At 65.5% G+C, this 12738-nt stretch carries 12 protein-coding genes, 1 tRNA gene and 2 pseudogenes; 5 read left to right on the top strand and 10 right to left on the bottom strand.

The window, feature by feature from the left end:
• Positions 1-13 precede the first annotated feature (13 nt).
• Positions 14-1222, top strand: coding sequence for an aspartate/tyrosine/aromatic aminotransferase (locus IPM73_06605; protein ID MBK8917710.1), 1209 nt, complete (start codon positions 14-16; stop codon positions 1220-1222).
• Positions 1223-1275: 53 nt separating this feature from the next.
• On the opposite strand, the gene IPM73_06600 is transcribed toward IPM73_06605, so the two are convergent.
• Entirely contained in the window at positions 1276-2079 is an 804-nt protein-coding gene (locus tag IPM73_06600) for an AsmA family protein (GenBank protein MBK8917709.1), read from the bottom strand.
• On the opposite strand from IPM73_06600, the gene IPM73_06595 reads away from it, so the two are divergent.
• A complete protein-coding gene (locus tag IPM73_06595) occupies positions 2078-2257 on the top strand; it encodes a hypothetical protein (GenBank protein ID MBK8917708.1) in 180 nt (59 codons plus the stop codon). The genes IPM73_06600 and IPM73_06595 overlap by 2 nt on opposite strands.
• A gap of 20 nt (positions 2258-2277) precedes the next feature.
• On the opposite strand, the gene IPM73_06590 is transcribed toward IPM73_06595, so the two are convergent.
• Complete coding sequence (locus tag IPM73_06590) at positions 2278-2976, bottom strand: hypothetical protein (GenBank protein ID MBK8917707.1); 699 nt, start codon at positions 2974-2976, stop codon at positions 2278-2280.
• A gap of 78 nt (positions 2977-3054) precedes the next feature.
• On the opposite strand from IPM73_06590, the gene IPM73_06585 reads away from it, so the two are divergent.
• Positions 3055-3130: transfer RNA gene (locus tag IPM73_06585), tRNA-Asn, on the top strand.
• 173 nt (positions 3131-3303) lie between these two features.
• Here IPM73_06585 and IPM73_06580 read toward each other — a convergent pair.
• Positions 3304-4766 (bottom strand): annotated as a pseudogene (locus IPM73_06580) (YdiU family protein).
• Positions 4767-4987: 221 nt separating this feature from the next.
• Between IPM73_06580 and mutS the strand changes: the two are divergent.
• Complete coding sequence (gene mutS, locus IPM73_06575; protein MBK8917706.1) at positions 4988-7534, top strand: DNA mismatch repair protein MutS; 2547 nt, start codon at positions 4988-4990, stop codon at positions 7532-7534.
• A 493-nt stretch (positions 7535-8027) separates the two neighbouring features.
• Complete coding sequence (locus IPM73_06570; GenBank protein ID MBK8917705.1) at positions 8028-8483, top strand: hypothetical protein; 456 nt, start codon at positions 8028-8030, stop codon at positions 8481-8483.
• A 37-nt stretch (positions 8484-8520) separates the two neighbouring features.
• Here IPM73_06570 and IPM73_06565 read toward each other — a convergent pair whose 3' ends face one another.
• The 7 genes and pseudogenes from IPM73_06565 to IPM73_06535 form a co-directional block, all read right to left on the bottom strand.
• Positions 8521-9018, bottom strand: coding sequence for a peptidylprolyl isomerase (locus tag IPM73_06565; protein MBK8917704.1), 498 nt, complete (start codon positions 9016-9018; stop codon positions 8521-8523).
• Complete coding sequence (locus tag IPM73_06560; protein MBK8917703.1) at positions 9015-9485, bottom strand: peroxiredoxin; 471 nt, start codon at positions 9483-9485, stop codon at positions 9015-9017. The genes IPM73_06565 and IPM73_06560 overlap by 4 nt, the downstream gene beginning before the upstream one ends.
• 124 nt (positions 9486-9609) lie before the next feature.
• Complete coding sequence (gene ftsB / locus IPM73_06555) at positions 9610-9894, bottom strand: cell division protein FtsB (GenBank protein MBK8917702.1); 285 nt, start codon at positions 9892-9894, stop codon at positions 9610-9612.
• A gap of 117 nt (positions 9895-10011) precedes the next feature.
• The gene (gene eno, locus IPM73_06550; protein ID MBK8917701.1) at positions 10012-11295 is read right to left on the bottom strand and encodes a phosphopyruvate hydratase; all 1284 of its coding nucleotides are present in this window, start codon (positions 11293-11295) and stop codon (positions 10012-10014) included.
• 64 nt (positions 11296-11359) lie between these two features.
• Positions 11360-12196, bottom strand: coding sequence for a 3-deoxy-8-phosphooctulonate synthase (gene kdsA, locus IPM73_06545; GenBank protein ID MBK8917700.1), 837 nt, complete (start codon positions 12194-12196; stop codon positions 11360-11362).
• Positions 12193-12489: a DUF2442 domain-containing protein gene (locus IPM73_06540; protein MBK8917699.1), complete on the bottom strand. Its 297-nt coding sequence runs from the start codon at positions 12487-12489 to the stop codon at positions 12193-12195. Before IPM73_06540 ends, kdsA begins: the two co-directional genes overlap by 4 nt.
• Positions 12486-12718 (bottom strand): annotated as a pseudogene (locus tag IPM73_06535) (DUF4160 domain-containing protein). The gene IPM73_06540 and the pseudogene IPM73_06535 overlap by 4 nt, the downstream one beginning before the upstream one ends.
• Between the last annotated feature and the right edge of the window lie 20 nt (positions 12719-12738).

The raw sequence follows: 12738 nt of genomic DNA, 5'->3' as shown, positions 1-12738 counted from the left end.
CCATGGAGTTTCTATGACCTCGTCGATCTTTGCCGCGGTGGAGATGGCCCCGCGTGACCCCATCCTCGGCCTGAACGAAGCCTTCAATGCCGATTCCCGCAGCACCAAGGTCAACCTTGGCGTCGGCGTCTATTTCGACGACAACGGCAAGATCCCCCTCCTCGCCGCCGTCAAGGCTGCCGAAGACGCCCGCGTCAAGGCCGCCCTGCCCCGCGGCTACCAGGGCATCGAAGGCAATCCGGCCTACAACCAGGCCGTGCAGAACCTGCTCCTGGGCAAGGAATCCCCCCTCGTCGCCAACGGCCAGGTGGTCACCGCCCAGGCCCTGGGCGGCACTGGCGCCCTCAAGATCGGCGCCGACTACCTGAAGCGCCTGAACCCGGACGCCAAGGTCTATATCAGCGACCCCTCCTGGGAAAACCATCGCGCCCTGTTCGAATCCGCCGGCTTCACGGTCGAAAACTACCCCTACTACGATGCCGCCACCCGCGGCGTTAACTTCGCCGGCATGAAGGCCTGCCTGAATGGCCTGCCCGCCGGCTCCATCATCGTGCTGCATGCCTGCTGCCACAACCCCACCGGCGCCGACCTGTCCGACACCCAGTGGGCGGAAGTCGTCGGCCTGTGCAAAGAGCGTGGCCTGGTGCCTTTCCTCGACATGGCCTACCAGGGCTTCGCCGACGGCATCGACGCCGACGCCGTCGCCGTCCGCGCCTTTTCCGCGTCCGGCCTGCAGTTCTTTGCTTCAAGCTCCTTTTCCAAGAATTTCTCCCTGTACGGCGAGCGGGTGGGTGCCCTGTCCATCGTCACCGCCAGCAAGGAAGAAGCCGGCCGCGTCATGTCCCAGTTGAAGCGCGTCATTCGCACCAACTACTCCAACCCGCCCATCCATGGCGGCGCCCTGGTGGCGGCCGTGCTCGGGTCCGCCGAGCTGCGCGCCCAGTGGGAAGCCGAACTGGCGGGCATGCGTGACCGCATCCGCGCCATGCGTACCGGCCTGGTCGACGCCATCAAGGCCCAGGGCGTCGCACAGGACTTCTCCTTCGTGGTCAAGCAGCGCGGCATGTTCTCCTATACCGGGCTGACGGCTCCCCAGGTCGACCGCATGCGGGAGGAGTTCGGCATCTACGCCGTATCCACCGGCCGCATCTGCCTGGCCGCACTGAACAGCAAGAACGTGGATTACGTCGCCAAGGCCATCGCCACTGTCATCGAGGGCTGATGCCCTCCCGGGCCGGGGGTACGCCCCCGGCCTTCCCCCCTGGTGGGCGCCGTTCAGCGCCCCGCAGCAGCCGTCAGATCGGGCAGTTCCCCCGATATCCGCACCGGCACGCGAACCGTCGACACGGTACTCTGGATCGCCACGGTCGTAGCCCCCGTGACCTTGCCGCCAGCGCCCACGGTAAATTGCCCCTCGGCAGACATCAGTCCCGCCGTCAGCTTGAAGTCGCTGCCGCTGACCTGACCGCCACCGAAACGCAGGAAACCCTTCAGCGTATCGAACTTGGTCTGGCCGCTGCGCGTCGAACGCCCGGCGCCACGCCGGGCGGCCTCGCCCAGATCGAGGCCCTGCAGGGCGCCCCGGCTCAGTTCGATGTCCATCGTCCCTTCCAGAACGCCTCCCAGGCCGGCCCAATCCTGAGCCACCCCGCGCAGTTTCGCATTGCCCCCCAGATCACCGGCGATCTTGAGAGGAGGCCCGAAAAGCTCCGCCGCACGGCCTGCATTGAGACGCTGGAGGGCAAGGTCCGCCGCCACCGCCAGGCCGCTGGACCAGTCCAGCAGTACGTTGCCCCGCATCAGGCCACCGAGGAAGGCCGTGTCGACATCCTGCAGAACGAGCTTGCCCTTCCGGAGCAAACCCTTGGCCTGCAGGGACTCGAAGACGTAGGGCTTCTCCGGCAGAGGCTTCCATCCATGGGCCTCGACGGAAAGGGCCAACCCGAGCGCCGATGGAAGCCCCTCGACGGTCAGGCTGCGATCCTCGCTGCGCAGGCTCAGTTTTTCGAGCCCCCCCTGCTTGCAGCACCTCGCCGCCCAAACCTTCCAGGCCGCCTCCGGCGACCACCAGCGCCGCATGCTTGAGGGTCGCGTGGGTGAGGATCAGACCGGAAGCGGCACCCGAAGGAGCCGCGACCAAGGCGGCGAGTTGATCGGCGGAAAAACGCAGCCCGACCATCTCGACCCCGGCCAAGGTCTTGGGGCCGCTGCCGAAAAGGGCGAAGGGCGAGGACAGGCGGATTTCCGCGATGCGTGATTCCCCCTGGGATCCCACGCTCACCCCCTGGATGGCGAGTCCGGGGGACGGCGACAGGCTGAAGCCGATGTTGTCGACCTTGACGGGCGCGACGAAAGCCCGAGCCAGCGCCGCTTCGACATCCTGCCGATAGCTGTTGTAGGGAAACAGGAACAGCGCCAGGAAAGCGGCCACCAGCAGCCCCACAATGCCTGCCACCACCATGCCCGGCTTGATGCGAAGAGGGGGCGAGCAGGTTCGACCGCGCTTTCGCTGATGGTCAGGGCACCGGACAGTTTGGCGATCAGGCTGCGCTCTTCTTCATCTTCGTCCGAAGTCTCGGAAGGCACGGCCGAACGCCCGAATGTGGAAAAGACACTGGGAATCGAGCCACTGTCGCTGGCCTGGGGCTGCGACTGCGGGCCAGCCCCTTCGCGCGGGCCGAAGGTGGAAAACTGCGAAGCAGGCGCAAGCGCCGCCCGCTCGGCGATCTTGCGCTTGGCTTCTTCCCACACCGAAGCCGCTTCCAGCACCGGAGCGATGAACCCCCCCTCCTCCAACTCGCTCAGGGACTGCTCTACCATCTTCGGATTGCCGATCTTGGTGGCCAACTCGCCCACGGTCAGTTTGCCGTCGACCTGGACGAGCACCATGCGCAAATTGCGCTGCACCACCCGCGTACTCTGGCGAACGGCTTCGTCGCCACTGGGGGTCTTGGCGTAAATGAGGTTCTGATCCATCGTGTCCCTATAAACCCTGCTTTTTTCTCGTGTTTGCTTGACTGGCGTGGTCCCAGCGACTACTATGCGCGCCTCGATTCCCCGATAGCTCAGTCGGTAGAGCGCCGGACTGTTAATCCGTAGGTCCCTGGTTCGAGCCCAGGTCGGGGAGCCAAGTTTTTCAAGCACTTAGCCCGTGAACTTCACGGGCTTTTTTGCTTTCGGCCGATTATAACTGCATTTACCCGTCCCGCCGTGCAAGGGGGGCCGCGGAAGCCCCTGCTATTGTGTCGCCAGCGACACAATAGCCCTTCCCGGCCAGAGCACGGGGGCCGGCTTCAGCCCCCTTCAGGTTCCGCAAAAAGTCTGGTAGGTGGAGTTAAATGCCTGGGGCGCGGGCTGTGCATAGATCGTGTCCCCACACCGTTCCTCCCAGGGCTGCGCGAGAACGCCCTCCAGGCGCCGGAACGGTTTCAGATCGCCGCGCTCCACGGCAGCCTCCAGCACTTCCTCGACCTGCTGATTGCGCGGGATGTAGCAGGGGTTCGCCCGCTGCATCTCCGCCAGGGACGCCCCCCCTTGCCCGCCCCGCCGCCGTTGCCAGCCAAGTTTCCAGGCCTGGACTGCGACGGCCGGGCCAAGCCGGGCCTCGAGGGCGCCCGACCCGCCGCGAACCTCCTCGCAGAGCGCCCGGAAACCCAGGGTGAAGTCGCAGCGTGCCCCCTTGAGAAGATCGAGGAAATCCCGCACCAGCCGGCGGTCGTCGTCGACATCCCCGGCAGGGTCGAGGCCGAGCTTGGCGCGGAAGACGGCCAGCCACCGCTCCTCCAGCCACCCCGGAAAAGCCTCCAGGATGCGATTGGCGGCCTCCACCGCGCGATCCTCGTCGGCATCGAGAAGCGGGAGCAGGGCCTCCGCCAGCCGGGTCAGGTTCCAGCGGGCGATACCACCCTGCCGACCATAGGCATAGCGCCCCTCGCTGTCGATGGAACTGAAGACGGTATCCGGATGGTAGGCCTCCATAAAAGCGCAGGGACCGTAGTCGATGGTCTCACCGGATATGCTCATATTGTCCGTATTCATCACGCCATGGATGAAGCCGACCCCCAGCCAGCGCGCCACCAGATCGGCCTGCCGACGGGCGACGCCTTCGAGGAAGGCGACGTAAGGCGATTCCCCGCCCCGGATGGCGGGATAGTGACGGGCGATGGCGTAGTCCGCCAGTTGCCGCACCGCCTCGGGGCCGCGATGGGCCGCGAAGAATTCGAAGGTGCCGATTCGCAGGTGGCTGGCGGCCACCCGGGTCAGAACCGCCCCGGCAGGGGGCCTGTCCCGCCGGACAGTCTCGCCGGTAGCCACCACGGCGAGCGTCTGCGTCGTAGGAATACCGAGGACGGCCATGGCCTGCCCGACCAGATATTCGCGCAGGGCCGGCCCAAGGGCGCACTTGCCATCGCCACGGCGCGAAAAGGGCGTGCGGCCCGAGCCTTTCAGCGCGATGTCCCGGCGCTGGCCATGGCGATCCAGGACTTCCCCAGGAGCAGCGCGCGACCGTCCCCCAACTGGGGCGAAAAATGGCCGAATTGATGCCCCGCATAGGCCTGAGCCAGGGGCGCCGCACCGGCCGGAACGGTGTTCCCCGCCAGAATGGCCAGGCCTTCCGGCGTCCCGAACCAGGCGGGATCCAGCCCCAGTTCCTGCGCCAGGGCCTCGTTGAGGATGAGCAGATGCGGTGCAGGCACCGCCGTCGGCTGCCAGGGTGCGTAAAACCCCTGCAGATCCCGGGCGTAGGTGTTGTCGAAGGCGAACAGCCCGGACAAGGAAGGGGCAAGAGGTGAATTCACGGCGTTCCCGCATTTTGGCGCGCCGGTTCGACTTCATCGCCCTGCCGATGGTTCCACCGCAGGCGGCAATCGAAGACAATAGCGCCCTCGCCCTGCCGCCGCCCCCCTGGCGCGCCGAACCCTTCCCAGCCGCCATGCCCCCCTCGCCTCCCGACGCCGCCGACAGCGCCTTCGCCCAGCACACCCCGATGATGCGCCAATACCTGGCGCTCAAGGCGCAGCATCCCGGAACCTTGTTGTTCTACCGCATGGGGGATTTCTACGAACTGTTTTTTGACGATGCGGAGAAGGCCGCGCGGCTCCTCGACATCACCCTCACCACCCGCGGCCAGAGCGCCGGGCAGCCGATCAAGATGGCGGGCGTCCCCTTCCACGCCCTGGAACCCTATCTCGCCAAACTGGTCCGCCTGGGTGAATCGGCGGTGATCTGCGAGCAGATCGGCGATCCCGCGACCAGCAAGGGCCCCGTGGAGCGGGCCGTCTCGCGCATCGTCACTCCGGGAACCCTGACCGAAGCAGCGCTGCTGGACGACAAGCGGGACAACTGGCTGCTGGCGCTCACCCAGCAGCGCCAGACCATGGGGCTTGCCCGCCTCAACCTGGCCAGTGGCGACTTCCTGCTCACCGAAGTCCCTGCCGACCAGCTCACTGCCAGCCTGGAGCGCATCCGTCCGGCGGAAATCCTGCTGCCCGAGAGTCTGGACCTTCGCCTGCTGCCGGAAGGCGTTGCCCTGACCCGGCAGGCGGATTGGCATTTTGACGCCGACTCGGCCCGCCGCGAGCTGTGCAGCCATTTTCAGGTGGCGTCCCTGGCCGGTTTCGGCGCCGACGGTCTGCGGCCGGCGGTGGCCGCCGCGGGGGCCCTTCTGCACTACGCCCGGGCCACCCAGGCCGGCGCCCTGCCCCATGTGCGCGCCCTGAGCGTGGAACTCGAGGGCGACTACCTGGGCCTGGATTCCGCCACCCGGCGCAATCTGGAACTCACCGAAACCCTGCGCGGCCAGCCCGCGCCGACGCTTTTCTCGCTTCTCGACCGCTGCGTCAGCGGCATGGGATCCCGCCTCCTGCGCCATACCCTGCACCATCCCCTGCGGGACAGAAGCGTCCCGACGGCGCGCCATCAGGCGGTGGCAGTCCTTCTGGAGGACTATGGCCGCCGGGCCGGCGAGCTGCGCCGGGAGTTGCGCGGCTTTGCCGATGTGGAGCGCATCGCGGGCCGTATCGCCCTGGGTAACGCCCGTCCCCGGGATCTTTCCGGCCTGCGCGAATCCCTGACCCGCCTGCCGGCCCTGGCGGCGCCCGTGGCCGACGCGGCAGCCCCCCTGCTGGACACCCTAGCCATGGACCTCGGCACGCCCGAGGAGGCCCTGTCCCTGCTGCTCGCCGCGCTGCTGCCCGATCCGGCAGCCCAGATCCGCGACGGCGGGGTCATCGCCACGGGTTTCGACGCCGAACTGGACGAGCTGCGCTCCCTGAACGACAACTGCGGCAGCTACCTTCTCGATCTGGAGGCCCGGGAACGAGAAAGGACGGGGATCGCGAACCTCAAGGTCGAATACAACAAGGTGCACGGCTTCTACATCGAGGTCACCCACGCCAACGCGGGCAAGGTGCCGGACGACTACCGCCGCCGCCAGACCCTCAAGAACGCCGAGCGCTACATCACCCCCGAGCTGAAAACATTCGAAGACAAGGCCCTGTCGGCCCAGGAGCGCGCCCTGGCGCGGGAAAAGCTGCTCTACGACGGGATTCTCGGCCAGCTGCAACCCATCGTCCCCCGCTTTCTGACCATCGCCCGCGCCGTGGCCCATCTCGACCTGCTGGCCACCTTTGCCGACGTCGCCCTCAAGTACGACTGGTCCTGCCCCCGCTTCGTCGCCGAAAGCCTCGTCAGGATCGAAGCCGGGCGTCACCCGGTGGTCGAAGGAGAACTGGCGGGCCGCACCGAGCCCTTCATCGCCAACGACCTCGCCTTGGCGCCGGAACGCCGCCTGCTTCTCATCACCGGCCCCAACATGGGGGGCAAGAGCACCTACATGCGCCAGGCGGCCATCATCGCCCTGCTGGCCCACATGGGTAGCTTCGTCCCCGCCAGGAGCGCGGTGCTGGGCCCCCTGGACCGCGTCTTCACGCGCATCGGCGCTTCCGACGACCTGGCCTCCGGTCGCTCGACCTTCATGGTCGAAATGACCGAGGCGGCGGCCATCCTGCACCACGCGACCCCCAACAGCCTGGTCCTCATGGACGAAATCGGCCGCGGCACCTCGACCTTCGACGGCATGGCCCTGGCCTTCGCCATCCTGCGTCATCTGATCGAGAAGAATCGCAGCCTGACCCTCTTTGCCACCCACTATTTCGAACTGACGCGGCTCTGCCACGAATACGCCGAGCTGGCCAACGTCCACCTGGGCGCCGTAGAGCACAGCGAGCGCATCGTCTTTTTGCACGCGGTCGAGGAAGGCCCGGCCAACCAGAGCTACGGCATCCAGGTTGCGGCCCTGGCCGGCATCCCGGCCCCCGTCTTGCGGACTGCCCGAAGGCAGCTGCGCGAATTCGAGCAGCGCGCCGCCATCGATCCGCTGCAACCCGACCTCTTCGCCGGCGTCGTTCCCGAAGCGGCAGAGCCCCCGCCGCCGCATCCCGCGCTGGAGCGGCTGGGGAACATCGATCCGGACCGCATGAGCCCTCGTGAAGCCCTGGACGCCCTCTACGCGCTCAAGGCCCTTCTGCCGTGAAAGCCGGCCTGGCCGTGCTGCTCCTCGCCGGGGCGCTCACGGCCCGGGCTGAACCCCTGGTCCTTCGCCGTCATCGGCGACACCCCCTATTCCGAGTACGAGGTACGCGAACTCCCCGCCCTCCTGGCTGCCGCTGCCGCATCCGGTGCCCGCTTCATCCTGCACGCGGGCGACATCAAGCGGGGCCGAGATCCTTGCGACGACGCAGTCTACGCGGACCGCCTGGCGCTCTTCCAGGCTTCCCCCATCCCCCTCGTACTGGCCCCCGGCGACAACGAATGGACCGATTGCGCCCGCATTTCCGCCGGAGCCTACGCTCCGGAAGAGCGCCTGGCCCAGCTGCGCACCCTGTTCTGGAAGGACGACTCCAGCCTGGGCAGAACGAAGCGTCGCCTGGAACGGCAAGTGCCTGATTTTCCTGAGCACAGCCGCTTTCGCGAGGGGGACGTTCTCTTCGTCAGCCTCAACGTGCCGGGGGGACAATCAGCGCGGGGTGCATCCGCTCCCGCCCGCGAATTTCTCGGTCCGCGAGGAGGCGATCCGGCGCTGGCTGCGGCAGTCCTTTGCCCTCGCCCGCCGGAATGGCTTGACTGCCGTCGTCGTCCTCATGCAGGCAGACCCCGGTCTGGGAAGCTTCAGCCGAGGCGTTCCGCGGCGCGGGTTCGCGGGCTTGCTGCGTACCCTGGGCGAGGAAACCGCGGGCTTTGCAGGCAGCGTCCTCCTGATCCACGGCGACGGGCACCGCCACCGCATCGACCGGCCCTTGAAAAACGCGGCAGGCAAGCCTCTGCTGACCCGGCTGGAAACCTACGGCTACCCGGAACTGGGTTGGGTCCGGGTCACCGTGGACCCGGGCGCCGCTGGAGGATTTCGCTTCGAATCGCGGCCCTGGAAAGAGTCGCCCAGCCCACAGCGCTGGGCATTGGGGGGATTTCTCGGCCTGCGCTGAGGCGGCTGGCCGAGGGCGGCTCCCCGGGCCGACTCAGTCACTCGTGCTCGCAATCTTCCCCGTGGTCGTGAACATGCCCGTGACCGACCTCTTCCTCGCTCGCCGCGCGGACCGCGGTCACGGTGCAGGTAAACACCAGGGCCATGCCGGCCAGGGGGTGGTTGCCGTCGAGCACCACCTTGCCGTCGGCGATCTCGGTCACGCGGTAGATGATGAAATCCTCGTCGTCGGACCCGGCGGGCGCCCCTTCGAATTGCATGCCCACTTGCAGCTCCTTGGGAAAATCGCTGCGGGGCTCCACCTGGACGAGGTCGGCATCATAATCGCCGAAGGCCTCGTCCGGTTGCAGTTTGACCTGGACGGACTCACCGATTCCCTTGCCCTGGAGGGCTTCTTCGATCTTGGGGAAAATGTCGTCGTAGCCGCCGTGGAGATAAACGATGGGCTCCCTGCCCTCATCCACCACCGCACCATCCGGGTCGGTAACGTGGTAGTCGAGGGTGACGACGGTATTGCGGGCGACCAGGGCATTCATGAATCGAGTTCCTTGACGAGACGGAGCACTTCCAGGGCGTGCCCCTTGAAATTGACGTTGTAGAGGGCGTGGCGGATGGTGCCGTCGCCATCGATGATGAAGGTCGAACGGGCGATGCAGTGGCGAACCTGGCCATCCACCTCCTTGGCCTGTAGAACACCGTACAGCGTGCAGACTTCGCCTTCCGTATCAGCCAGCAGCGATACCCCTATGCCCTCCTTGTCACGGAATTCGGCGTGTTTCAGGCAATCGTCCCGGCTGATGCCGAAGAGCACGCAATTGCGCTCGCCGAAGTCGGGTTCGTGATCGGAAAAATCCGTGGCTTCAAGCGTACAACCCGGGGTGCCATCCTTGGGGTAAAAAAACAGCACGATCCGCTTGCCTCTATAGTCCGTCAGGGAAACGGACTCCATGTCGGCATCGGGCAGGGTAAACCCCGGCGCCTGTTCTCCGGCCTTGAGCTGCATTGTGTTCTCCTTTTGCGCGCTCGTTTCTGTTGGGTCTTGATAGCCCTGTGCATTGGCCTACCTGCGGGGGATTCTAACCAAGCTCCCGACCGCTGACTACGGCCGGAAACGAACTTGCGGAAAACTATTTTTGCGCCGGATTTTCAGGAATGGCGACGAAGTTTTCGTCCTGCCGGATCATGCCCAGTTCGAAGCGGGCTCTTTCTTCAATGGCGTCATAGCCTTGCTTCAGGTCACGCACTTCGGCGTCGAGGCCCGCATTGCGGATTTCGAGCTTGCGGGTGCCCTCCTTCTGCTGACGCAACTCCTCCTCGGCCTCCCAGACCTTGAGCCACCCCCCCTTCCCCAGCCAGAGCGGGTACTGCAGCAGGACGATGAGGGCCAGCAGGCCCAGACTCAGCCAACGCATGGGATGGTGAAGGCCGAGCGGTGAAGGGTAAGGGGGAAAGCGCCCCTCGGACTCGTGCCCGGAACGGTGCCGTAACGCCTCACCCCTCCCTCCTCATCCCTCAACGCAATCCGCGCCTCAACGCAGATTGTAGAAGGTCTCGCGGCCCGGGTAGGACGCGGTGTCGCCCAGATCTTCCTCGATGCGGATGAGCTGGTTGTACTTGGCGATGCGGTCGGAACGGGAAAGGGAACCGGTCTTGATCTGGCCGGCGTTCAAGCCGACGGCGATGTCGGCAATGGTGGAATCCTCGGTCTCGCCGGAACGGTGGGAGATCACCGCGGTGTAGCCGGCGCGCTTGGCCATTTCGATGGCGGCGAAGGTCTCGGACAGGGTGCCGATCTGGTTGATCTTGATCAGGATGGAGTTGGCGATGCCCTTCTGGATGCCTTCCTTCAGGATCTTGGTGTTGGTGACGAAGAGGTCGTCGCCGACGATCTGCACTCGGTCGCCCAGGCGCTCGGTGAGGAGCTTCCAGCCATCCCAGTCGCCTTCGGCCATGCCGTCTTCGATGGAGACGATGGGGAACTGGTCGGCCAGGTTGGCCAGGTAGTCGGTGAACTGGGCGGAAGTCAGTTGCAGGCCCTCGCCTTCCAGGTGGTACTTGCCATCCTTGTGGAACTCGGAGGCGGCACAGTCGAGGGCCAGCAGCACGTCCTGGCCGGGCACGTAGCCGGCGACCTCGATGGCCTGGGTGATGACCTGCAGGGCCTCGGCGTGGCTGCCCAGGTTGGGGGCGAAACCGCCTTCATCGCCGACCGAGGTGGGCAGGCCCTTCTTGTCCAGCAGCTTCTTGAGGGCGTGGAAAATCTCGGCGCCGCAGCGCAGGGCGTCGCGGAAGGTGGTCTGACTGACCGGCATGATCATGAATTCCTGGATGTCCAGGCTGTTGTTGGCGTGGGCGCCGCCGTTGATGATGTTCATCATGGGCACCGGCATCTGCATGGGGCCGGAACCGCCGAAGTAGCGGTAGAGCGGCAGGCCGGATTCCTCGGCGGCGGCCTTGGCCACGGCCATGGAGACGGCCAGGATGGCATTGGCACCCAGGCGCGACTTGTTGTCGGTGCCGTCCAGGTCGATCATGGTCTGGTCGATGAAGGCCTGCTCCTGGGCGTCCAGCCCGATGATGGCTTCGGAAATCTCGGTGTTGATATTTTCCACGGCCTGCAGGACGCCCTTGCCCAGGTAGCGGCTGGCGTCACCGTCACGCAGCTCGATGGCCTCGCGAGAGCCGGTGGAGGCGCCCGACGGCACGGCGGCACGGCCCATGACGCCGCTTTCCAGCAGCACGTCCGCTTCGACCGTAGGGTTACCGCGGGAATCCAGAATTTCGCGGGCCACAACATCAACGATAGAACTCATGTCTCTTCCTTTTCAATAACTTAGAGATATAAATTAAAGTAAATGATGAACATCATGGATGCCATCAGCGATTTTCCTCGAACCCGGCCGCCTTGACCGCGCGGTCCAGAGCCACCAGGGTTGTGAGCAGACTTTCCATGCGCTCCAGGGGCCAACTGTTGGGGCCGTCGGACCAGGCCTTTTCCGGACAGGGGTGGGTTTCCATGAAGAGGCCGGAAATCCCCACCGCCACCGCCGCCCGGGCCAGCACGGGGACGAATTCCCGCTGTCCGCCGGAGGTGGTGCCTTGGCCACCGGGCAACTGCACCGAGTGGGTGGCGTCGAAAACCACCGGGCACCCCGTCTCGCGCATGATGGCCAGGCTGCGCATGTCGGAAACCAGGTTGTTGTAGCCGAAGGAGGCGCCGCGCTCGCAAACCATGAGATTGTCGGCGCCGCCGTTGACCTCCCGGGCCTTGGCGACCACGTTCTTCATGTCCCCCGGCGCCAGGAACTGCCCCTTCTTGATATTGACCGGCTTGCCGCAGGAGGCCACGGCGTGGATGAAATCGGTCTGGCGGCAGAGGAAGGCCGGGGTTTGCAGAACGTCGACCACCGCCGCCACCTCGGCGATCTGATCGATTTCGTGCACGTCGGTCAGCACCGGCACGCCGATCTGGCGCTGCACCTCGGCAAAAATACGCAGCCCCTCGTCCAGCCCCAGGCCACGCACGGAGGTACCGGAACTGCGATTGGCCTTGTCGTAGGAAGCCTTGAAAATATAGGGCACCCCCAGGCGGCTACAGACTTCCTTCATGGAGCCGGCGACATCCAGACACAGTTGCAGGGACTCGGCCGTGCACGGACCGCCGATGAGGAACAGGGGCTGGTCGAGTCCGGCTTCAAAGCCACAGAGTTTCATGCCAATTTCCTTGACCATGCGGGCATGCGATAGCTGCCGCAGGCCTTGATTTCACGGTGGAGCGTATCGGGAGCCAGGTCGATTTCTCCCGGCCAGGTTGGAACGCCCATTTCCAGCTCGGCCCGGGCGAAAAAGCCGGCATCCTTCAATGGCGCAAAGACGGTACCCATCAGGTCCCCGGCGAGAAAATCCGCCATATCGACGACACCGGCCGTCCCGTCCGCAAATTTCACGTCCAGCCGGAAATTGGGCAGAGCCTTCAGTTCGACGAGTCTCCAGGGGGCCATATTCATTCCAAGGGTTTGATTTTTCCAGGCTGCCGCAGTTGCTCGCTGAGATCCACGTCTTCGAGCAATTCGGCCTGATGCATCTCGGCCCGGTCGAGCACCAGCATCAAGGCCCGGCGGGGAAGCTTATCCTCAAGCACGTCCCAAGCCCGAATATCGATCAATGCTTCAAACCCCCCATAAACCGCATGGAAATGGAGAGGCGCAGGCTCGTTCCAGAACTCTGGATGAGAATGCCGTAATAGCGCTGATCGT

The sequence above is a fragment of the Betaproteobacteria bacterium genome, from assembly GCA_016720065.1.
Classification (GTDB): domain Bacteria; phylum Pseudomonadota; class Gammaproteobacteria; order Burkholderiales; family Rhodocyclaceae; genus SSSZ01.
Note: the sequence above shows the minus strand (reverse complement) of the source record. Positions and strands in the feature narration are given on the sequence as shown.

Coding starts and splice junctions, on each gene's coding strand:
- IPM73_06600 (MBK8917709.1), bottom strand. CDS start 2,079: ATGCGGCGCTGGTGGTCGCCGGAGGCGGCCTGGAAGGTTTGGGCGGCG.
- IPM73_06605 (MBK8917710.1), top strand. CDS start 14: ATGACCTCGTCGATCTTTGCCGCGGTGGAGATGGCCCCGCGTGACCCC.
- eno (MBK8917701.1), bottom strand. CDS start 11,295: ATGAGTTCTATCGTTGATGTTGTGGCCCGCGAAATTCTGGATTCCCGC.
- kdsA (MBK8917700.1), bottom strand. CDS start 12,196: ATGAAACTCTGTGGCTTTGAAGCCGGACTCGACCAGCCCCTGTTCCTC.
- IPM73_06595 (MBK8917708.1), top strand. CDS start 2,078: ATGCTTGAGGGTCGCGTGGGTGAGGATCAGACCGGAAGCGGCACCCGA.
- IPM73_06565 (MBK8917704.1), bottom strand. CDS start 9,018: ATGAATGCCCTGGTCGCCCGCAATACCGTCGTCACCCTCGACTACCAC.
- IPM73_06590 (MBK8917707.1), bottom strand. CDS start 2,976: ATGGATCAGAACCTCATTTACGCCAAGACCCCCAGTGGCGACGAAGCC.
- mutS (MBK8917706.1), top strand. CDS start 4,988: ATGATGCGCCAATACCTGGCGCTCAAGGCGCAGCATCCCGGAACCTTG.
- IPM73_06560 (MBK8917703.1), bottom strand. CDS start 9,485: ATGCAGCTCAAGGCCGGAGAACAGGCGCCGGGGTTTACCCTGCCCGAT.
- IPM73_06540 (MBK8917699.1), bottom strand. CDS start 12,489: ATGAATATGGCCCCCTGGAGACTCGTCGAACTGAAGGCTCTGCCCAAT.
- ftsB (MBK8917702.1), bottom strand. CDS start 9,894: ATGCGTTGGCTGAGTCTGGGCCTGCTGGCCCTCATCGTCCTGCTGCAG.